Genomic DNA, 17,378 nt, shown 5'->3' on the forward strand with positions numbered 1-17,378 from the left:
CCATAGGTATTCCTCGACCCAATACTTTTTATCAGTAAATTTTATATACTTTTAAAAGAAGAAATATTTCCTTTTAAAAATTATTATCTTAGAAGCTGCAACACCCCTTGAGGCATTTGCTGTGATTGTGCTAACATGGCTTGTGCTGCTTGAGCAAGAATAGAATTCCTTGTTTGCTCCATTACTGATTTTGCTATGTCAGCGTCTCGGATTTGAGATTCTGCGGCTGTTAGATTTTCTTCATAATTTTCATTATTATTCATTGCATGTTCAAGACGGTTTTGCATACTACCCAGCTTCGTACGTTCTGAAATTATTTTCCCAATCGCTTGGTCTACACGATCAATCGCAGCCTCCCAGCCATTTCTTGTGAGCACATTTACATCAGCAATCCCTATGCTCTCGATACCTGCATCATTTATACTAATTTGAACTGATTGATTTGCATTAGGTCCAACTTGTAAGGAGAAGACTATTGGTTTTAAAGAATTATCTACTTGCTCAGAATCAGTATTTCCAGCCCATACCATAGCTTGAATAGGGGCATACGTTCCCGACATGCGTGTAGTCCAAGATAATCCGTCAGATGAAGATAAAATCATCTCTTTCGCAGTGGGAGTTCCTCCCGTGATGACAAATTGACTTCCACTCCAAGCAATATCATTTAACCAATTTCTTGAAGACGATACTTGAATAGTCCAGTTATTACCATTTGATGAAGACAAAATGCTTCCATCATCAGTTATCGCTACAAACGTATTATCATTCCGTGCAACATCCACAAAATTACTTGAAATGCCAGTAGAATGATAGGCCCATGATTTTCCGTCAGATGAAGTAAGGAACTTTCCGTTGTCGCCCATTACTACATACTGACTTCCATCCCACTCTATTGCTCGTAACGTATTGGAAACACCTGAATAACGAGTTGTCCAAGTGACCCCATCGTCAGATGTGAGTATGGTTGCTCTTCCTCCAACTGCTACATATTGATTACCATTCCACAGGACATTTATGATATTTTCAGTCGTACCAGATGTTTGAGCAGTCCAATCACTCCCATTTGAAGATGTAAGGATCGTTCCATTTGAACCAACCGCCACATACTGGTTATTGCCATAGATTACATTATGTAAAGTATTGGAAGTGCCTGAATTTTGATTGACCCATGATGTTCCATCTACTGATGTTCGGATTAGACCATTATTTCCAACAACTACAAACTGGTTGTCCCCCCAGGTTAGGCCATTAGTATTAATCCCTGCTCCAGTCGTTGCTTGGACTGACCAGTTCACCCCATCACTTGATGCAAATTGTGTTCCTGAAAGATCAATACCAAGAAATTGATTAGGGTTTCGTGCCGGATTATGAGGAATAGAATCCCGAATTCCTTTTAGTAATGGCACCCCATTGAAATTTGTATTTTGAACAATTTGTTCAATCCCTTGCTTAATCTGTTCGATTTCATCTTGAACCGCTGCTCGATCCTCTTCAGTTAACGTATCATTTGCTGCTTGTACTGCTAACTCTCTCATTCGCTCTAAAGGTGGTGATAATATATTCGATAGCCCACCCTCAGCAGTTTGAATAAGCGAAATACCATCTTGGATATTACGATGGGCTTGCCCAAGTCCTCGTATTTGTGCCCGCATTTTTTCAGAAATTGCTAACCCCGCTGCATCATCCCCGGCACGATTAATCTGAAGACCAGAAGATAGTTTTTCGACAGCAGATGCCACTTTTTTATTTGTTTTATTTAATTGGTTTAATGTTTTGATAACAGGAACATTATAGTTAATGATCATTAGAAAAACTCCTTTAATTCCTGCTTTTTATATCGGTAAAAAATTATCACTTTTTAGTAGAATTGTGAAAATTATTTACAATAAATTTTAGAATAAAAGATTACTCTGATTAAAATATTTTACCTAAAACTACTGAATTTTTTCTTACTACTCATGCCAATTAATAGTATTCATGTTAAAATAGAAACATACGTTCCTGTTGAGAGGTGTTTAAAATGTTTGCAAATTTAAACGAAGTTCAGACGAATGTATTAATAGCTAGTATTATCGGAGATGGAGAACTAACGAAACTATATAAAGGAAGTAGAAGAAAAAATAGTAGTTATAGAGAACATTATGGCAAAAATCAAAAAGCGTATCGGGAATGGAAAGCAGATTTAATGGGAGGATTATTTTATATTACGGCACAAAGTCAAACACTTCGATCAGGATCGAATCCACTTTTTACCCAGTTATTAAAATTATTTTATGTTGAAAATGGTGCTAAGACCATTCCAAAATCAATGTTAGACTACTGTAAACTCAATTATTTTTTAGCTGTACTTTATATGGATGATGGAACATTGTCAATTACCCATCGCGTTAATCATATTAATAAAAAAATTTACTTAACTCCGCAAATATACTTATACTTACAGAATTACACCTCCGAAGATTTAACTCTATTAAAAAATCACATTAAGAATACTTTTGATATTCATTTACATTTAGCTAGCAGAAAAGATGGAAATGGATTAATTTTACGTACTACATCAGTTAAACAAACATTTTTATTTTTAAATATAATCGAAGATATAACAAAAACATGTCCAAGTATGTATTATAAAACAAATTGGATTTTTCGCTTGAAACAGGAAAAAGTAAAGTGGAAGGAACAGTATTCTAATTATCAAATTGTAGTAAGTGACTCGGAAAGGTGGAGAAATTATACGACTGAAGAAATAAACCGGATCATATTTCTTAAGAAAAACGGATATTCCGATAAAGAGATCGCTGTACAACTTGACAGAAGCTATTGGTCTATTGTTTATAAACTACGAGAACTTAGGAAAATGAACTTATTATAGAATTACTACAAAAATATAGAAAAGGCTTTGGATAACCCAAAGCCCTTCTTTAATAAATTAACGAAGAAGTTGTAATACTCCTTGTGGTTGTTGGTTCGCTTGCTTTGCGACTATGTCTTTCGATCATAGAATAGACTATATCTTCATCCATGATTTTTCATGGAGCTGGGCACTTCGAACAGCTTCCCGCTGCCCTACGAGATTCATAGTCATAGCTTATCACCTTAGACCGTATTCTCTAGTCGTTGAACCTTCTCCAGAGTTTCCTCACAGGAGCTTGGCTGCTGATTATCCATTGTTTCATCTGCATCATTTTCACACCTTCACGCAGACCGTTTCCAGTTACGTTGTGGTTGATGAAGCTTTAGGAAGTTCCAGCAATTCACCCAGTAATCCTCTTACCCGTTTCCAGATAAGACGCCCTTCAACCAATTATCTCAAGAGTTGTAATACTCCTTGAGGCATTTGATTGGATTGAGCCAACATTGCTTGTGCTGCTTGAGAAAGAATAGAATTCTTAGTTTGGTTCATCATTTCTTTCGCCATCGTGCGAACATTTACTTTCATAAATGACTAGACTATATCTTCACCCTCATAATTTCTTATAGGGGTCGGGCACTTCGGATTCACAATGCTGATGATCATTGTTTCACCTATGGATTTCATCATCATAGCTTACGCCTTAGATGGTCTATCCTAGTCGTTGGACCTTCTCCACTCTTTCGAGACAGGAGCTTGGCTGCTGATTGCCCAATCTTTTCTTTTTTCTCACCATCACGCTTGTCGTTTCCAACTACGTTGTGGTAGGAAAAGCTCTAAGGGTTTTCCAGCAATTCACCCGATCATAATCTCTAGCCGTTACCAGCTAGGACGACTGTGCTTGTCACTGTTAGGCAGCTAAAGCATAATCAACGTCACGGATACGAGATTCCGCAGCAGTTAGGTTTTCGGAAGATGTACCTAAGTTGTTAATTGTATGATCCAAGCGGTTTTGGAAAGCACCAAGTTTTGAACGCTCAGTAGATACTTTTTCAATTGCACTATTGATAACAGAAATTGAAGTTTGAGCACCTTGTTCTGTACTTAAATCAACGGATTGAAGTGAAAGTGCTTGAACATCCATTCTGTTAATATCTACTTTCATTGTTTGTCCTTCATTTGCTCCAATTTGGAAAGATAGTGCTGAATCAACATTTGTATCTAAAGCTGCTTGTGTTTCTTTAAAGTTACTGAATTTATTATTAAATAATTGACGATCATCAACAGACAATTTAAGATCTGAGATTGCACCAGCAGTTCCATCTGCACCTACAACTTTAAGAGTACCATCAGCTTCAATAGTTGCTGTTCCGCCCGCGATACTTCCAATTGCAGTTAATAATGCATCCACATCAGTGTCATCAGCAATTGTTACTGTTGTTTCCGATTGTGCTGTACCATTAATTTTTGCATTAATTTTTATAACATCGCCAGATTTAAGACCTAATGAGTTACCATTTGCATCAGTTAAATCTGTTAAAAGTGTAGCGTCAGTAGCTGCGGCACCGGCAGCATTTAATTCAACAGATTTTAATTCTGTGCCTTGTGCAGTTTTTGCTCCCTCAAGGTCACCGTTTAAAAGCTTTTTAGTGTTGAATTCTGTTGTATTAGCAATTCTGCCAATTTCATCTTTTAATTGGCTAACTTCTTTTTGAATTTCATTTCTATCTGCATCTGTATTTGTATCGTTTGAAGATTGAACTGCTAATTCACGCATACGTTGAAGGATATCATGTGTTTCGTTTAATGCACCTTCAGCTGTTTGGATTAATGAGATACCATCTTGAGCATTTTTAGATGCCATATCTAATCCACGAATTTGTCCGCGCATTTTTTCAGAAATAGCAAGACCAGCTGCATCATCTCCTGCTCGGTTAATACGCATACCAGAAGACAATTTCTCCATAGATTTAGACTGAGCATTTGAAGCAGCATTTAACTTGTTATAAGTATTCAACGCCGCAATATTATGATTGATTTGCATAATATAATTTCCTCCTTGAATATCCCGCTCACATCCTTGTGAACGATATAAATTAGTTTGTTTAGCAAGAGCAGAAAGTCGGCCGTCCTTTCAACTCTCGCTTACATTATTTATATCGACAGGTTTCGAGGAGGTTTAATAGTTTTTGATAAAAATTTTATTCTTTTTTTGTTTTTGGTAGGAGTGATAGAAGGTTTGTGATATCTTTTGATGCTTCGGTGTTTTCGGATTGGATGTCTAGGTAGACTTCTTTCCGATGGATTTCTACATTTTTTGGTGCGTTGATGCCGATTTTGACTTGGTCGCCTTTGATGGCGGTGATGGTGATTTCGATGTCATCACCGATTTGGATGGCTTCACCTTTTTTTCGTGATAGGACTAGCATCGTCTCACCCCTTTACTGGTTGCTCAAAGAGCGGATGTTTGATTTTGTATGGTGAATCGTTTAGGATGACTTGTTTTGCTTTGTTATTTTTTATGTTTAACACAATTGGTGCTTGCAGGTTTGCGGTTGTTTTTTCAAATGGATCTTGGACCGTTACAATTGTGAATACGCTAATATCTTCCTGACTTTCGATAAACAATTGTTCCATTGTACTTTCATCAAGAGCAAATTCGTATTTGTCGATAAAATTAAATGGACTTGTTAAGACAAATGCAAGTCCGGCCGTTTGAAGCGATTGCATAATCGTAAACAAGGCTTGGTCTGGTAATGGAAGCAAAATAAATTTGTGTTCTTCTGGAAACCCTGGGATTCCCTTTTCAAAGTGGAGAACGTCTTTTTCATTTATTTCGGTTTCGCCGTGATATTTTGTTTCGATTTTCATTTATAACACTCCATTTCATCTTACAGCGTAAAGTCTATATTTAATGCTTGATGCTGTTTCAATCTTGCTGTTACTTCACCTGGTTGATACGTAATAATTGGTTTTTGTGTGTTCACATTGATGTTTGCTTGGTGGGTATTCCAATCAATAGTTACTTTCGCTGGCTGGTAGTCCGTTTTTACAGAAAAAAACGATGGAATCCATGTAATATTCGTGTCGAATGTTTGGTTCTCAAGTGCTCGTTGGGCCGATTGCTCGACGATTACTTTCCGACTGTTTTCTATCTTCATCAGTTGGTCGCCTTCAGAGGCAATTCTTGCGATTCCTTCCATTGCCTTCTGCTTGCCATATTGGGCATTTTCTTCGGTTCGTCGAAAGACACTTTTAATATCCATCTCTTCCCATGCTTCGGTTTGGTCAATGGAAAGTTTGCCGGGAATTGTATGTATTTGTAATTCCGCATGGGGCTGCTGGATATCCATTTGTGCTTTTGGCTGTTCGATCGTTTGTGTGGCTGGTCTCGTTTGTAATTCAATTTGTGCCTGCTGGGATTGGAGTCTAATTTGTGACACCTGCATAGAAATTCATCCCCTTCTTTCTATATCTTACAAAAAAAGCTATTCGAAATGAATAGCTTCCCTTTTACCTTAGGAAATCCAATAGTGTCGGTTGGATGATTCTTGCACCGGCTTCCATCGCAGCACGGTGAATGGCTTCCTGTGTTTTGAAGTCTGTGACGAGTTTTTCAAAGTCGATATCTTCATTATCTGACATGACCCGTTTCGCGATAAGTTTTTGATTGTCAATTCTTTCTTCCATGAAATCTAAGCGGTTTGTTCGTGCACCGATTTCGGATTGAGCAGATAAAACTTTAGAAATCCGGTCATCCATCGTTTGAATGAAGTCGCCTATTTTTCCGGATCCTTCTCCTCGTAATGTTTTTTCCAGATTGTCTAATTCTGTAAAGACACTGTCCCCATTTGCACCACCCATAAAGGCATTCGTTCCATTGATATTAACTGGAACATAGATTCCTTTAGAAAGCTCCATATTTACATTACCTTCAGAAAATTGTGCTTTGATACCTGCATCAGTCGTTTGAACAGGGGCTGTTAATGTATTGCTTCCGTTAAAAATATATTTGTCGCCGACTTTAGAATTAGCAATGGAGGCAATATGTTCTTTTAATTGACTAACTTCATCCGCTACTGCTTTCGTTTGCTCTTTATCATATGTTCCATTATTCGCACTTACCGTTATTTCACGAATCCGTTGCAAGGCTTTATTCATTTCACTTAATGCAGAATCGGTTGTTTCTACCCAATTTCGCGCTTCTGAGAAATTGCTTTTGAACTGCTCAATTTCCATTACATTTGTCCGATAAAACATTCCTTTCATCGCAACGACTGGATCATCCGACGGTCTTGAAATCTTTTTTTGAGTTGTCATTTGTTCATTTAGCTTATCCATGAGTGAATAGCTTTGGTTAATATTAAACATCACATTATTCGATATCATACTTTGTGTTACGCGCATCTCATTTCACCCCTATTTCCCAACATGTCCCAGTCCATTAATAATTTGATCAAGCATCTCATCGATTGCTGTAATCATGCGAGCAGATGCTGAATAGGCATGTTGAAATTGTATTAAGTTTGAAAACTCTTCATCTAAAGAAACTGCTGTAACTGATTGACGGTTTTTATCTACAGAATTTAGAAGGACTTCACTATTATGTGCGAGTCGATTTGCCTGCTGACCTTTTACCGCCATACTTCCAATTGTCCCTTCAAAAAACGATTGGATCGTTCCATTATTTATTTCTAAATTTTCAAGTTTCGTTCCATCGCTTAACGTGACAGAGTTATTAGAGAATTGCAAGTCTTTAATATTCCCTAAAGCAATCGCGTTGCCACCATTTCCTGCATTACCTTTCACTAGTGAAGCAGCGATTTCTGACGGTTTGAGGTCAGCTACCTTAATACTTCCTGCCGCCCCTTTATAATCAGTTCCTAGTCCTTCGAAAAAGTTTTTGCCTAGTGGATTGCCATTTGCATCGACTCCGCCATTTCCATCCTTATCATAGCCTTTTGAATGAATCTCGTTAAAAATGCTTGCATATGTATAAGCTAGTTTATCTAAGTTATCAAGCATTTCCGGATACAACCCTTTGCCTTCACCTGTTCCATATGCTTGAATTAATGCATTTAGTTTTCCTTGGCCTGTGAGGCTATTCATATCACTTGTCGCGATTTCACCATTAACTGAAATTGAACTTACACCTTTTTCATCTTTTTCAATAGAAAGAGCACTTGCATTTGAGCCGTTTACTAAGCTTATCTTTTTATTTCCAATGACTAGATTGATACTAGCTGTACCTTCTGCTTTTGGTGATGGTTTGCCACCTGATGTTTGATAGGTCGTTTCAATAGGAACAATACTCGATAATTCATCAAGTAAACGGTCTCTTTGGTCGTATAAATCATTCGGTAAATAACCATGAGGCTCTACTTCACTAATTTGCTTATTTACAGCGGCAAGCTGGGTCGTTAATGAATTGACTTGTTGAACCGTTACATCCATTTCATGATTCAGCTCATTGCGCACGGACGTTAAAGAATCATGCAAATAATTAAATGTTTCTGCTAATGATTGTCCACGTTGTAAAACAACCATCCTTGCCCCCTCATTTTCAGGGTTTACACTTAAATCTTGAAGTGACTGCCAAAATTGCGACATCGCTTTTGATAAACCATAGTCACTCGGTTCATTCATAATTTCTTCCATTTTTTGTACAGACCCAGCATAGGATTGCCAGTATCCTAATTTCGTATTTTCATTGCGATACTGCCGATCGATAAATTGATCCCTAATTCTCTCAATCGATCCTTCTTTTACTCCTGTTCCGAGTAAGCCCGGAATTTCAGGTCGGTTCATCGCCGGTGATGGAAAACCTTCTGTTTGGATAAATTCTATTCGTTGTCTTGTATATCCAGGTGTATTCGCATTTGAAATATTATTTCCTGTTGTATAAATGGCACTTTGCGAAGTAAACATTCCGCGTTTGGCCGTTTCTAAACCGAAAAATGTTGAACGCAATGGTTTCCCTCCTTTTCTCGTTAGGCTTGAGAATCAAATAAAGATCGCGTCGTTTCGACAAGCTCTTCATCTGCTGATTTTGTATAATTTGGTGATTCAGGCTCTGGATCGAAAAAGTTTAAATTCAAATGAACGAATTGTAAGGAATGCATAAGTAATTGTTGATTCAACGTATTTACATTTTTCAATTCATCCACTTGTTGGATTAAATTCGCTTGTAGTTCTTGAATCTGTTCCTTCTCGGGTCCATTTAAATGAGTAAGTAGTGCTGAAATAGTGAACCCGTCCATTTCAATGGCTAAATCTTTTTTAAATCGTGCAACCAATTCTTGTCGTTGATTTTCAAACATTTGAATGGCTGCAATATGCTTTTGTTCATTTTGGATGATGTTCTGTAATGATTCGATATTGGCTGATTTTATAACTTCTGTTTTTTCAACAGCAATTTCATATAGACTTTGATGAAGCTTAAGTGTTTTTTGCAATATTTCTATTAGCTTTTGGGTCAGCATGAAAGACCCTCCTGTTTTAAGTTTCTATCTTTTTTATCGGCAAATAAGGAAAAATGTTAAGTGTAAATATTAACGATTAATCCTTGAATTTCTCCGACAAGTCCTAATATATCTATTCCTTTTTGTTCTTTTTCCAGTACTTTATTGGCTAAATCGATTAATTTCGAATCTACTTCTTTAACGATTTTATAAACTTTTGAACGTCCACGCCAGTTGAGACCGCGCTGTTCTTCCAGCTTTAGACCATTATTGACGGCATCCTCCATAAAGGATTTCACAAGTTTTTTATATTTACGAAAATCTTCAATCGTTCTTGATTTGGCAAGCTTTTGTCCTTGGTCCTCGATGTCTTGCATCAGCTTGGTCATTCTTTCTAACGTTCTATTTTCACGTCCTTTAGACATGACTTCTGAAAACGAGACCGTCTCTGAAGCTACTTGATTCTTTTTTTGAAGTTTATTTAAACCTAATTTATCTACTTTCCCTACTTCCACGGTGCTCACCTCTTCATCGCTTTTTTCTTATTTTACGTGAGTTTCAATAAAATTTCAGTTGGAGATTATCCCCAATAAATAAGGGTGGAGTCCTATTTGTCCTCCACCCCATGTTGAAATTTATTTCAATAACTGTAGAATTCCTTGTGGCAGCTGGTTTGCTTGCGCGAGCATTGCTTGACCGGCTTGGTTTAGAATATTGTTACGTGTATAATTTGTCATTTCTTCTGCCATGTCAAGGTCACGAATACGTGATTCAGCAGCTGTTAAGTTTTCATTGGCAGTTTGTAAATTTGTAACGGTGTGCTCTAATCGGTTTTGGTATGCCCCTAATTTGCTTCGTTCTGCAGAAACCTTTTGGATCGCTTGATCGATAAGGTCAATCGCTTCACTAGCTCCTTGCGCCGTACTTACATCTACTCCTGCTTGAGCGTTTAGTCCTGGTGTTGTAATTTTGTTTCCTTGTAAGTCTCTTGCAAGTCCTAAGCTAGCAGCATCCATTATTCCGATAGACATCGTTAATGTTTCGGAGCTGTTTGCTCCAATTTGGAACTGAATTTCAAGATCTTTTCCTGCGTTTGCTTCAAAATCTTTGTCAATTAGCTGGATTGCCAAACCGCTCGTACCGTCATTCGTTTTTGTCGTGCCTAATGATAATGTATTTCCAACAACACTAAAGGTTGGTGCAAGATCTTTTAACGGGTTATTTGTCGTATCCTTTTGTGCAGTTACTAAAGTTTGATTAATTTCGTTTAATACAGTAAAAACATCTTTTCCAGTTATATCGATTGTTGCGCTATTGTTTGCGTACGCTTTTGATGGAGTGCCGAAATTAATCGTTAAGTTGCCAATTTTTAATTGATCCCCTGCTTTTGGAACTTCAGAAAATTTTAGATTAAACGTCTCAGCATTAATTGCATTTGGTTTGCCGATGACATTTTTTACTTCTGTTGTTAAATTAGTAGGGTCTAAATATTTGACTGCTGTATTTGCAAAGGTTGTACTTACTTTTATAGTTGCGGCATCAATTGGAGCCATATTCGCTTTAGTCGTTAAAGTGATTTTACCATTATTAATGATATTATCAGTTGTAGTTCCAGTATTTGCCGCATTTGTTGCTTTTGCAGTGAAAGTAGGATCATTTGCATTAATTGCTGATGTTAATGCACCAAGTAAATTATTTATATTTGAAACGGCATCTGTATCATTCGCTGCGTTGTCTTTCCATTGAGCCGTTGTTAAATTGACAGCGATATTACTAGATTTAGAAAGGCCAGGTGTTTTGCCATTTGTAATATCTATTTCATACGTCTTGCCATTAACTGTAAAGGTTTTGCCATCAATTGCTGTCGATAGTTGCTTTCCAAATGCTGCAGAAAAGTCCATTACGACTTGAGCAGGGTCTGTAGGATCCGCTGTAATCGTACCCTTCCATGTTCCCGTTCCCTGATAAGTCACTTGATCCGAGCTAATTTCGGCAAATGGTCTTCCTTTTTCCGCACCACTGAATAATTTCTTTTGGTTGAATTGCGTCGTATCAGCGATACGATCAATTTCAAATGTTAATTGATTCATTTCGGCTTGTATCGCGCCACGATCATTATCCTCTAGTGTGCCATTTGATGCCTGCACACTTAATTCCCTCATTCTTTGCAAAATGGAATGGGTTTCGTTCAATGCCCCTTCAGCAGTTTGAATAAGAGAAACAGCATCCAATGAATTTCGTTCAGCCATACTTAAACCGCGGATTTGTGAACGCATTTTTTCGGAAATGGCAAGTCCTGCCGCATCGTCTGCCGCACGGTTAATGCGCAGTCCGGATGAAAGTTTTTCAAGGCTTTTCGATGTACTGCTCATCGTTTGTGATAAATTTCTGTACGCATTTAATGCTTGGATATTGTGATTAATCCTCATGTTCGATTCTCCTCATTTCTCTTATTCCTGTGTTGCTACTGCTACATGCTGTTCGTAAGCATTCGCTTTTCGTTGAAGTTGAGTTTCTTGTTTTTCTTTATTTTTTAATGCTTCATTCCAAGCATTTGCGATAGATTCCGTGATTTGAAGAACTTCTATTAAAAGGGTCGTATCTTTTTTCAAGTTTGCTTCTACTAAGTTATTTGCCATATAGTTATAAAGGGTATCAAGCTGGTCAGCAATAATCCCCGCTTCATAATTCAAACCTACACCTAATCGTTGTAAAATATCATTTGCCTTTTGAAGCTTTGTATTTGCTTCAATAAAGTCCTTTTTTTCTATTGCATCAATTGCTTCGCGCACTCGATCCATTAATGCTTCATAGAGCAATGAGGTTATTTCTTGTGATGATTTTGAATAAATGAATTCTTTTGTTAAAAATTCCATGATTTTAACCTCCTAATCACTCTATATATCGGATGATTCTTTCATTTTTTAATAGTTTTTTTCCATTTCCTCAATTAATATTAATATTTCGGCAATGACTGAATATAGTTGTGGAGGAATATTATCACCTAAGTCTACATCAATCAATTGCTGAAGAAGTCCTGCATCTTCTTGCATTTGAACTCCGTGTTTTTTTGCTAGTTCAATGATTTTTTCGGCAACATTGCCTGTACCATGTGCAACGACTGTTGGACCAGGTTGTGTTTCATCATAGCGGATAACTGCTGCCGATGGACCATTAAGTATTCGTTTGTTTTTGGGGTTAAAATATTTCATTGTCATATCGTAAGGTCCAATCCTCTTGTGATGTTCTTTTTTTCAGCTTCTACTTTAGGTGTTAAAGACTTATTTGACTCTGTTAATCGTGTAAATTGGATTGTCCCTATGCTATAGCCGATTTCCTTTAATCTTTCTTTTGCCACTTCAGCAAGTGGTGTAATTTTTTCCTTAAATCCTTGGCGGTCGTTTTTTATCGTGAGATTTAGGACCCGATCGGATGAGGAAAGTAGAATCCCCACTTCACCAAGCTTCTTCGTTTCAAATAGAAAATAAAGACTGCAATGCTCCCAATCTATTTTTTCCGACTGATTTTTAGAATTAATATAGACTTTCACATTCTCCACTTTATTTTGAATAAGAAATGGTAGAGCAAACATTAAACTTTGTGTACTTGATTGATCTGACCTGCTTAATAGCTGTTGTCCGGTAAGGTTTTGCAATGTTTGATCTATCGTAGGATTCCCTTCAGTCTGTGCAAGCCTCTGTAAGATCCCTTTTACAGTAGAGTCTAACGATGCTTGGCCCTGCCCTTTTGTGATTAAGGAATGTGCCTGTTCTGACTCATAGGTTAAACCTAAATTTCGAACAAACTCAAATGCTTGCCGTGCGGATGGTGATTGTTTTAATGTTTGGTTTGAATCATTTAATGAATGAATCAGCTGCTTAGATAATGATGGCTCCTCTTGCTGTAAAAATTCTTTTGTTACAAAATGCTGTACTTTCACATTTGAAGGTTTAAAAATCAACTTGTCCATCATCGTTTTGACTTCACTTACAATTTTATTTGCGTCCGAAAAATTGCCTGTGCTTAAAAGCTTTTTCGCTTCATTTAACTGTGAACTTGCTTGTAATAGCTTCTTTTCTGTTGTCATATCGGTATAAAGCATAAAGTCGCTTCGTAAAATGGCTTTATCCAATTGTTTAATCGTTGATTCTAATAAGGGCTTTGCTTGGTTTCCGGCATTTTGTTTAAACATATCAAATAATTTAATTATTGATTGTAGATTGTTTGAAATTTCCCTTTTTATTTCTTTAAAATCAATAGCCGCTTGTGATAGCTTTTTTGTAATCGTCGTGACGATTACATCCTTAGACTGGATAGGCAATGTTGCTAAGAAATCATCATTGACTTGGTATGCGGTATCTTCCGAGATAGGCGCTGTCACAGGCAGTTTATGATTTTTATTAATGGCATGTAATTCGGTCATCAATTCTTTACGTGCTGCCAATTCTCGTCCACTTGACTGAAGCTGTTCAGCATGTTCCACTACGTTTCTCAATGATTCTGATTCTATAGTTGATAGATTGGTTGAATCTATTAGTTGCTCTTTAATGAATTGCATCAGTTCATTCATATTTGGGCTTTTTTGAACCATTTTGATCGCCTGTTGAATGGTATTTGCCTGATTCGTCTGAACGTTCGATTTTTCTACTGCTTCAAATAAGAATGATTGACTTAGTGACCCAAGTTTTATCGCATCTTTTACTAAAGAGGATAGGGCAGGATCGGCTTTAAGCTCACTGGAAAAATTCGCGTGAAGAAGTTTGATTACCCGCTCCAATCCTCCTTCCTTTATTAATTCCTTTTGTAATGAGTCAATTAACCGCAGTTTTTGCGGATCCTTTATACCCTGTGCTAATTTTTCTAGAACCTCATTTACTTTATCCATACCAACACGATAAAGCTGATCCGATTGAGTAATGTTTCTATTTTTTGAAAGAATGACTGTAGTGTTGCCTTTTATCGCTTCCATTGTTTTCTGATCAAAGCCAGGGGCGATGTCTTGAACAAGCTGTTCGATTGAAGATGAGTGCAATGCTTGATGAACTGCTTGTAACTGGGACTTTGTGAGATCCAAGCCTTTGTTTATGATTGCTGCAATTGTTTCCAACTTTTGAGTAGTTGTCCCTGTTTCATGCTCCATAAAAGACTTCACTTGACTCAGTGTGGTTTGTTCAAGAGGAATATTGTGTTTCACTAGGAGGTTTACAGCAGCCTTTAAATCATCAGGTAATTTTGTATTTCCCATAACAAATGGGACAGTCTTTTGTTGATTAACTGCTGCTTCTGTTTGTGGGAGCGCTTTTACAACTGGCATGGCCTGTTTTGTATCCTTTACTTCAATTGACAAATTCCCGCTTGAAGGGAAATTACCTTGGATACTCACTTTTACCTCTTGGCCTCTAATTTGCAGTACAGCCTCATGATCAGAGATTTTATCTTTTATTGTTGCTTGATAGACATCGCCCGCTTTTAATTCAAGGGGCTTTTCTTGTTGTGTAAAAGATGGAATCTTCATATCATTTTGCACTTGCATGTTTCTCACGCTCCGTTAAACTTTATGGTCGGTAATATTTCATTATACTAGTGGAAATTTTCTCCGGATCGATCTTATACTGACCGTTCTCGACTTGTTTTTTTAATTGTTCCACTTTTGCTTGGCGTTCTTTTTCGATGCTCGATAGTTGCTGCATTTCCTTTGCCGCACCGGATATCTCTACTTTATCAACTTGTTTTCCGCTCTTATTTACTTGTTCCATTTTATTCATTTGCTTTTTATATGGGTTGATTCCATGATTTCCAATGTTGTTAATTTTCATTGGTTACGCCCCTTTCGTTCGAACGTATTTTTTCCTATATTGTTTATATCGGTAGTTTTTGTGAAAGTTTTATAGTCGATTTTTCCCATTTAGTCAAAAATCCAAACAGCGAGTTTGGATTTTTTTGTTAATTATGACTGACTATAGTATGTGCGTTTTTGGAGTTTTTCTTTTCGTTTTTCTTCTTTTTTATGTAATTCTAGGTCATTTAGGATGCTTCCTGTACATTTTACACAGAGTTTCCCTTCTCTTATGATTGTTCCACATTTTGCACAAGGATATCCAAGGTTAGGGAATTGTGCGAGCTGGAGCCGGCCTTTACGAACCCATTTATATAGTAATTCCTCTTCGACTCCTGTTTCATCGACGACGGTATCTTTAGTAGCCGAGCGATTTTCGCGTTTTTTCAAAAATTTATAAACAACTTCATATCGTTTTTCTTCTTCTTTATAGCATTTTTCACAAACGTCACGAACATTGTTTTTAATATACAATGCACCACATTTCGGACAGTTTTCTAAATCTGCCATCCGGTTCTCCTCCTACTGATCACTAATATATTTATTATATCGGATGTTAATTGATTTTGTTAATAGTTAACCTCTTGCAATTGTGATGGATGTGACGCTTTTTGCGCCTGCCTCTTTTAATATTTTTGCCGCATGTCTAAGTGTTGAGCCCGTTGTATAGATGTCATCGATCAGGAGAATATTTTCCCCTTCCAGTTTAACGTCATCTTTTCGATTGAAAACTTGTTGAAGATGAATTCGTTCCTGGCGAGACTTTTTTGATTGTTTTTCGGTATGCACTCTTGTTAGGAGATTAGCAACGTTTAAGTTTGCTTCGGTTGCTAATGCAGTGGATTGATTGAATCCTCGTTCGAGAAGGCGTTCATTGCTAAGCGGGATCGGAACGATTTCGTCGCAGCTGATTTTTTCTAGTTCCTTTTGGATTTTTTGTGAAAAAATTTTTGCTAGTATATAGTCGCCGCGATATTTGAAACGGGCAAGCAAATCTTTTAAAAAGTCATTGTATTCATAGAAAGAAATATTTTTATCGAGAATGTTGGTCCAGTTCGTATCATTTTCCCAGCGATAGCAGTCGAGACATACATCCCCCTTAATATAGTCTTTCGAAAGTTTTTCAAGCGGGCGGCTGCATTTTGGACAGATTGGCGGGTGTATAGGAGCCAATTGCTTTTTGCAGTCTTTACATAAATAGGAGGGTGGCAATTGTTTGAATAGTGATTGCCAGGTGAGTTCGAATGGAAGTGGGAGATGACAATTTAAACAATGATTAGACATCGATTAATCCCCTTTCTTTCGCTTCTTTATTCATTTGGATAATGTGGTTGTACGCTTTATTCATTGCCCTTGTTCGTCCATGATGGAAAAACGTGATGTTTCCAGTTGGATGTTGTAAACTTCTTCCGACGCGACCGGAAATTTGCACGAGGGCGGCTTCGGTAAAAATGCCATCTTCGGCTCCAACGACTGCGACATCAATATTCGGAAATGTGACACCTCTTTCGAGAATGGTTGTCGTGAGAAGGATTTGTGTTTCTTTTTTGCGCATTCGTTCGACTTTGGCTTTCCTGTTTGGGTCTTCAGCATGGACGGATTCGATGTTTGGATGAAGTTTTCTAAAGTATGGGGCCGTTTTTTCCATTAATTTGATGTTTGGGAGAAAAATAAGGGCTTGTTTTCCTCTTTGTATTCTTTCTTTTGTCCATTTTTCGATAGGTGCGGGGATGATTCCTTTTTCAAATGACTTTTTCCAATTTCCGCACCATGTGAAAGTTGGAACTGGTAAGGAATAGCGATGAAATCGGGCTGGGATTGTGATAAATGGACGTTTGCCTGTTTTACATTCAAGCTGCCATTTTTCGTTAGGTGTTGCCGTTAAATAGATTTTTGCTGCCGAGCTTTTTGCTGATTTTTTCACGGCCCATTGTAGTGTGTGGTCGTAAGTGTACGGAAAGGCGTCGACCTCATCGACAATGATGACATCAAAAGCCTCGTAGAAACGGAATAATTGGTGGGTCGTTGCGATCGTTAAGGGTGAAAATAGATGTCGATCTTCACTTCCTCCATAAAGGGCTGCCACTTGGATCGTTGGAAAAACTTTTTGCAATCGAGGGGCAAGTTCGAGAACGACATCGGTGCGGGGTGTGGCAATGCAGACTCTCATGTTTTGTTTTAAGGCTTCATTAACGCCTTCAAAAAGGATCTCTGTTTTTCCTGCGCCACA

At 37.5% G+C, this 17,378-nt stretch carries 19 protein-coding genes; 1 reads left to right on the forward strand and 18 read right to left on the reverse strand.

Going from position 1 to position 17,378, the window contains the following annotated elements; all coding sequences use genetic code 11:
• Positions 1–83: 83 nt before the first annotated feature.
• On the reverse strand, positions 84–1,805 hold the full coding sequence (locus MKY81_RS20600) for a flagellin N-terminal helical domain-containing protein (protein ID WP_341118700.1): 1,722 nt from the start codon (positions 1,803–1,805) through the stop codon (positions 84–86).
• A 215-nt stretch (positions 1,806–2,020) separates the two neighbouring features.
• On the opposite strand from MKY81_RS20600, the gene MKY81_RS20605 reads away from it, so the two are divergent.
• The gene (locus tag MKY81_RS20605) at positions 2,021–2,872 is read left to right on the forward strand and encodes a DNA endonuclease (RefSeq protein ID WP_341118702.1); all 852 of its coding nucleotides are present in this window, start codon (positions 2,021–2,023) and stop codon (positions 2,870–2,872) included.
• Between the two features lie 432 nt (positions 2,873–3,304).
• Here the strand turns inward: MKY81_RS20605 and MKY81_RS20610 are convergent, their stop codons facing one another.
• From MKY81_RS20610 to MKY81_RS20690, 17 genes are all read right to left on the reverse strand, one after another.
• Positions 3,305–3,439: a flagellin gene (locus tag MKY81_RS20610; RefSeq protein ID WP_009792986.1), complete on the reverse strand. Its 135-nt coding sequence runs from the start codon at positions 3,437–3,439 to the stop codon at positions 3,305–3,307.
• Positions 3,440–3,761: 322 nt separating this feature from the next.
• A complete protein-coding gene (locus MKY81_RS20615; protein WP_341118704.1) occupies positions 3,762–4,895 on the reverse strand; it encodes a flagellin N-terminal helical domain-containing protein in 1,134 nt (377 codons plus the stop codon).
• Between the two features lie 157 nt (positions 4,896–5,052).
• Positions 5,053–5,280 (reverse strand): carbon storage regulator CsrA, encoded by a 228-nt coding sequence (gene csrA / locus MKY81_RS20620; protein WP_341118705.1) that lies wholly within the window; start codon positions 5,278–5,280, stop codon positions 5,053–5,055.
• Between the two features lie 4 nt (positions 5,281–5,284).
• A complete protein-coding gene (gene fliW, locus MKY81_RS20625; RefSeq protein WP_341118708.1) occupies positions 5,285–5,722 on the reverse strand; it encodes a flagellar assembly protein FliW in 438 nt (145 codons plus the stop codon).
• Positions 5,723–5,742: 20 nt separating this feature from the next.
• The gene (locus tag MKY81_RS20630) at positions 5,743–6,300 is read right to left on the reverse strand and encodes a DUF6470 family protein (RefSeq protein ID WP_341118711.1); all 558 of its coding nucleotides are present in this window, start codon (positions 6,298–6,300) and stop codon (positions 5,743–5,745) included.
• 64 nt (positions 6,301–6,364) lie between these two features.
• The gene (flgL, locus tag MKY81_RS20635; RefSeq protein WP_341118712.1) at positions 6,365–7,258 is read right to left on the reverse strand and encodes a flagellar hook-associated protein FlgL; all 894 of its coding nucleotides are present in this window, start codon (positions 7,256–7,258) and stop codon (positions 6,365–6,367) included.
• Between the two features lie 12 nt (positions 7,259–7,270).
• Complete coding sequence (gene flgK / locus MKY81_RS20640; protein ID WP_341118713.1) at positions 7,271–8,821, reverse strand: flagellar hook-associated protein FlgK; 1,551 nt, start codon at positions 8,819–8,821, stop codon at positions 7,271–7,273.
• 20 nt (positions 8,822–8,841) lie between these two features.
• Positions 8,842–9,333: a flagellar protein FlgN gene (locus tag MKY81_RS20645; RefSeq protein WP_341118714.1), complete on the reverse strand. Its 492-nt coding sequence runs from the start codon at positions 9,331–9,333 to the stop codon at positions 8,842–8,844.
• Positions 9,334–9,389: 56 nt separating this feature from the next.
• A complete protein-coding gene (locus MKY81_RS20650) occupies positions 9,390–9,827 on the reverse strand; it encodes a YaaR family protein (protein ID WP_066229106.1) in 438 nt (145 codons plus the stop codon).
• Between the two features lie 120 nt (positions 9,828–9,947).
• Entirely contained in the window at positions 9,948–11,741 is a 1,794-nt protein-coding gene (locus tag MKY81_RS20655; RefSeq protein WP_341118716.1) for a flagellin N-terminal helical domain-containing protein, read from the reverse strand.
• A 21-nt stretch (positions 11,742–11,762) separates the two neighbouring features.
• Entirely contained in the window at positions 11,763–12,188 is a 426-nt protein-coding gene (gene fliS, locus MKY81_RS20660; protein ID WP_108070150.1) for a flagellar export chaperone FliS, read from the reverse strand.
• Positions 12,189–12,236: 48 nt separating this feature from the next.
• Positions 12,237–12,524: an EscU/YscU/HrcU family type III secretion system export apparatus switch protein gene (locus MKY81_RS20665; protein ID WP_066229154.1), complete on the reverse strand. Its 288-nt coding sequence runs from the start codon at positions 12,522–12,524 to the stop codon at positions 12,237–12,239.
• Positions 12,525–12,526: 2 nt separating this feature from the next.
• Positions 12,527–14,827: a hypothetical protein gene (locus MKY81_RS20670; RefSeq protein ID WP_341118718.1), complete on the reverse strand. Its 2,301-nt coding sequence runs from the start codon at positions 14,825–14,827 to the stop codon at positions 12,527–12,529.
• A gap of 40 nt (positions 14,828–14,867) precedes the next feature.
• A complete protein-coding gene (gene flgM / locus MKY81_RS20675; protein ID WP_066229091.1) occupies positions 14,868–15,128 on the reverse strand; it encodes a flagellar biosynthesis anti-sigma factor FlgM in 261 nt (86 codons plus the stop codon).
• Positions 15,129–15,259: 131 nt separating this feature from the next.
• Positions 15,260–15,658, reverse strand: a complete 399-nt coding sequence (locus tag MKY81_RS20680) for a TIGR03826 family flagellar region protein (protein ID WP_341118720.1) — start codon at positions 15,656–15,658, stop codon at positions 15,260–15,262.
• A gap of 66 nt (positions 15,659–15,724) precedes the next feature.
• Positions 15,725–16,432, reverse strand: coding sequence for a ComF family protein (locus MKY81_RS20685; RefSeq protein WP_341118721.1), 708 nt, complete (start codon positions 16,430–16,432; stop codon positions 15,725–15,727).
• Positions 16,425–17,378, reverse strand: a 954-nt coding sequence (locus MKY81_RS20690; protein ID WP_341118722.1) for a DEAD/DEAH box helicase, incomplete at its 5' end; no start/stop codon positions are given. The genes MKY81_RS20685 and MKY81_RS20690, both read right to left, overlap by 8 nt.

The sequence above is a fragment of the Heyndrickxia sp. FSL W8-0423 genome, assembly GCF_038009395.1.
In the GTDB taxonomy this organism is placed as follows: Bacteria; Bacillota; Bacilli; order Bacillales; family Bacillaceae_C; genus Heyndrickxia; species Heyndrickxia sporothermodurans.

Bases quoted from the DNA above. Each gene is read 5' to 3' on its own strand.
- fliW (WP_341118708.1), bottom strand. From the start codon at position 5,722: ATGAAAATCGAAACAAAATATCACGGCGAAACCGAAATAAATGAAAAA.
- flgL (WP_341118712.1), bottom strand. From the start codon at position 7,258: ATGCGCGTAACACAAAGTATGATATCGAATAATGTGATGTTTAATATT.
- flgM (WP_066229091.1), bottom strand. From the start codon at position 15,128: ATGAAAATTAACAACATTGGAAATCATGGAATCAACCCATATAAAAAG.
- MKY81_RS20645 (WP_341118714.1), bottom strand. From the start codon at position 9,333: ATGCTGACCCAAAAGCTAATAGAAATATTGCAAAAAACACTTAAGCTT.
- MKY81_RS20630 (WP_341118711.1), bottom strand. From the start codon at position 6,300: ATGCAGGTGTCACAAATTAGACTCCAATCCCAGCAGGCACAAATTGAA.
- MKY81_RS20655 (WP_341118716.1), bottom strand. From the start codon at position 11,741: ATGAGGATTAATCACAATATCCAAGCATTAAATGCGTACAGAAATTTA.
- MKY81_RS20680 (WP_341118720.1), bottom strand. From the start codon at position 15,658: ATGGCAGATTTAGAAAACTGTCCGAAATGTGGTGCATTGTATATTAAA.
- MKY81_RS20670 (WP_341118718.1), bottom strand. From the start codon at position 14,827: ATGAAGATTCCATCTTTTACACAACAAGAAAAGCCCCTTGAATTAAAA.
- csrA (WP_341118705.1), bottom strand. From the start codon at position 5,280: ATGCTAGTCCTATCACGAAAAAAAGGTGAAGCCATCCAAATCGGTGAT.
- MKY81_RS20610 (WP_009792986.1), bottom strand. From the start codon at position 3,439: ATGAAAGTAAATGTTCGCACGATGGCGAAAGAAATGATGAACCAAACT.
- fliS (WP_108070150.1), bottom strand. From the start codon at position 12,188: ATGGAATTTTTAACAAAAGAATTCATTTATTCAAAATCATCACAAGAA.
- MKY81_RS20685 (WP_341118721.1), bottom strand. From the start codon at position 16,432: ATGTCTAATCATTGTTTAAATTGTCATCTCCCACTTCCATTCGAACTC.
- MKY81_RS20600 (WP_341118700.1), bottom strand. From the start codon at position 1,805: ATGATCATTAACTATAATGTTCCTGTTATCAAAACATTAAACCAATTA.
- MKY81_RS20665 (WP_066229154.1), bottom strand. From the start codon at position 12,524: ATGAAATATTTTAACCCCAAAAACAAACGAATACTTAATGGTCCATCG.
- MKY81_RS20605 (WP_341118702.1), top strand. From the start codon at position 2,021: ATGTTTGCAAATTTAAACGAAGTTCAGACGAATGTATTAATAGCTAGT.
- MKY81_RS20615 (WP_341118704.1), bottom strand. From the start codon at position 4,895: ATGCAAATCAATCATAATATTGCGGCGTTGAATACTTATAACAAGTTA.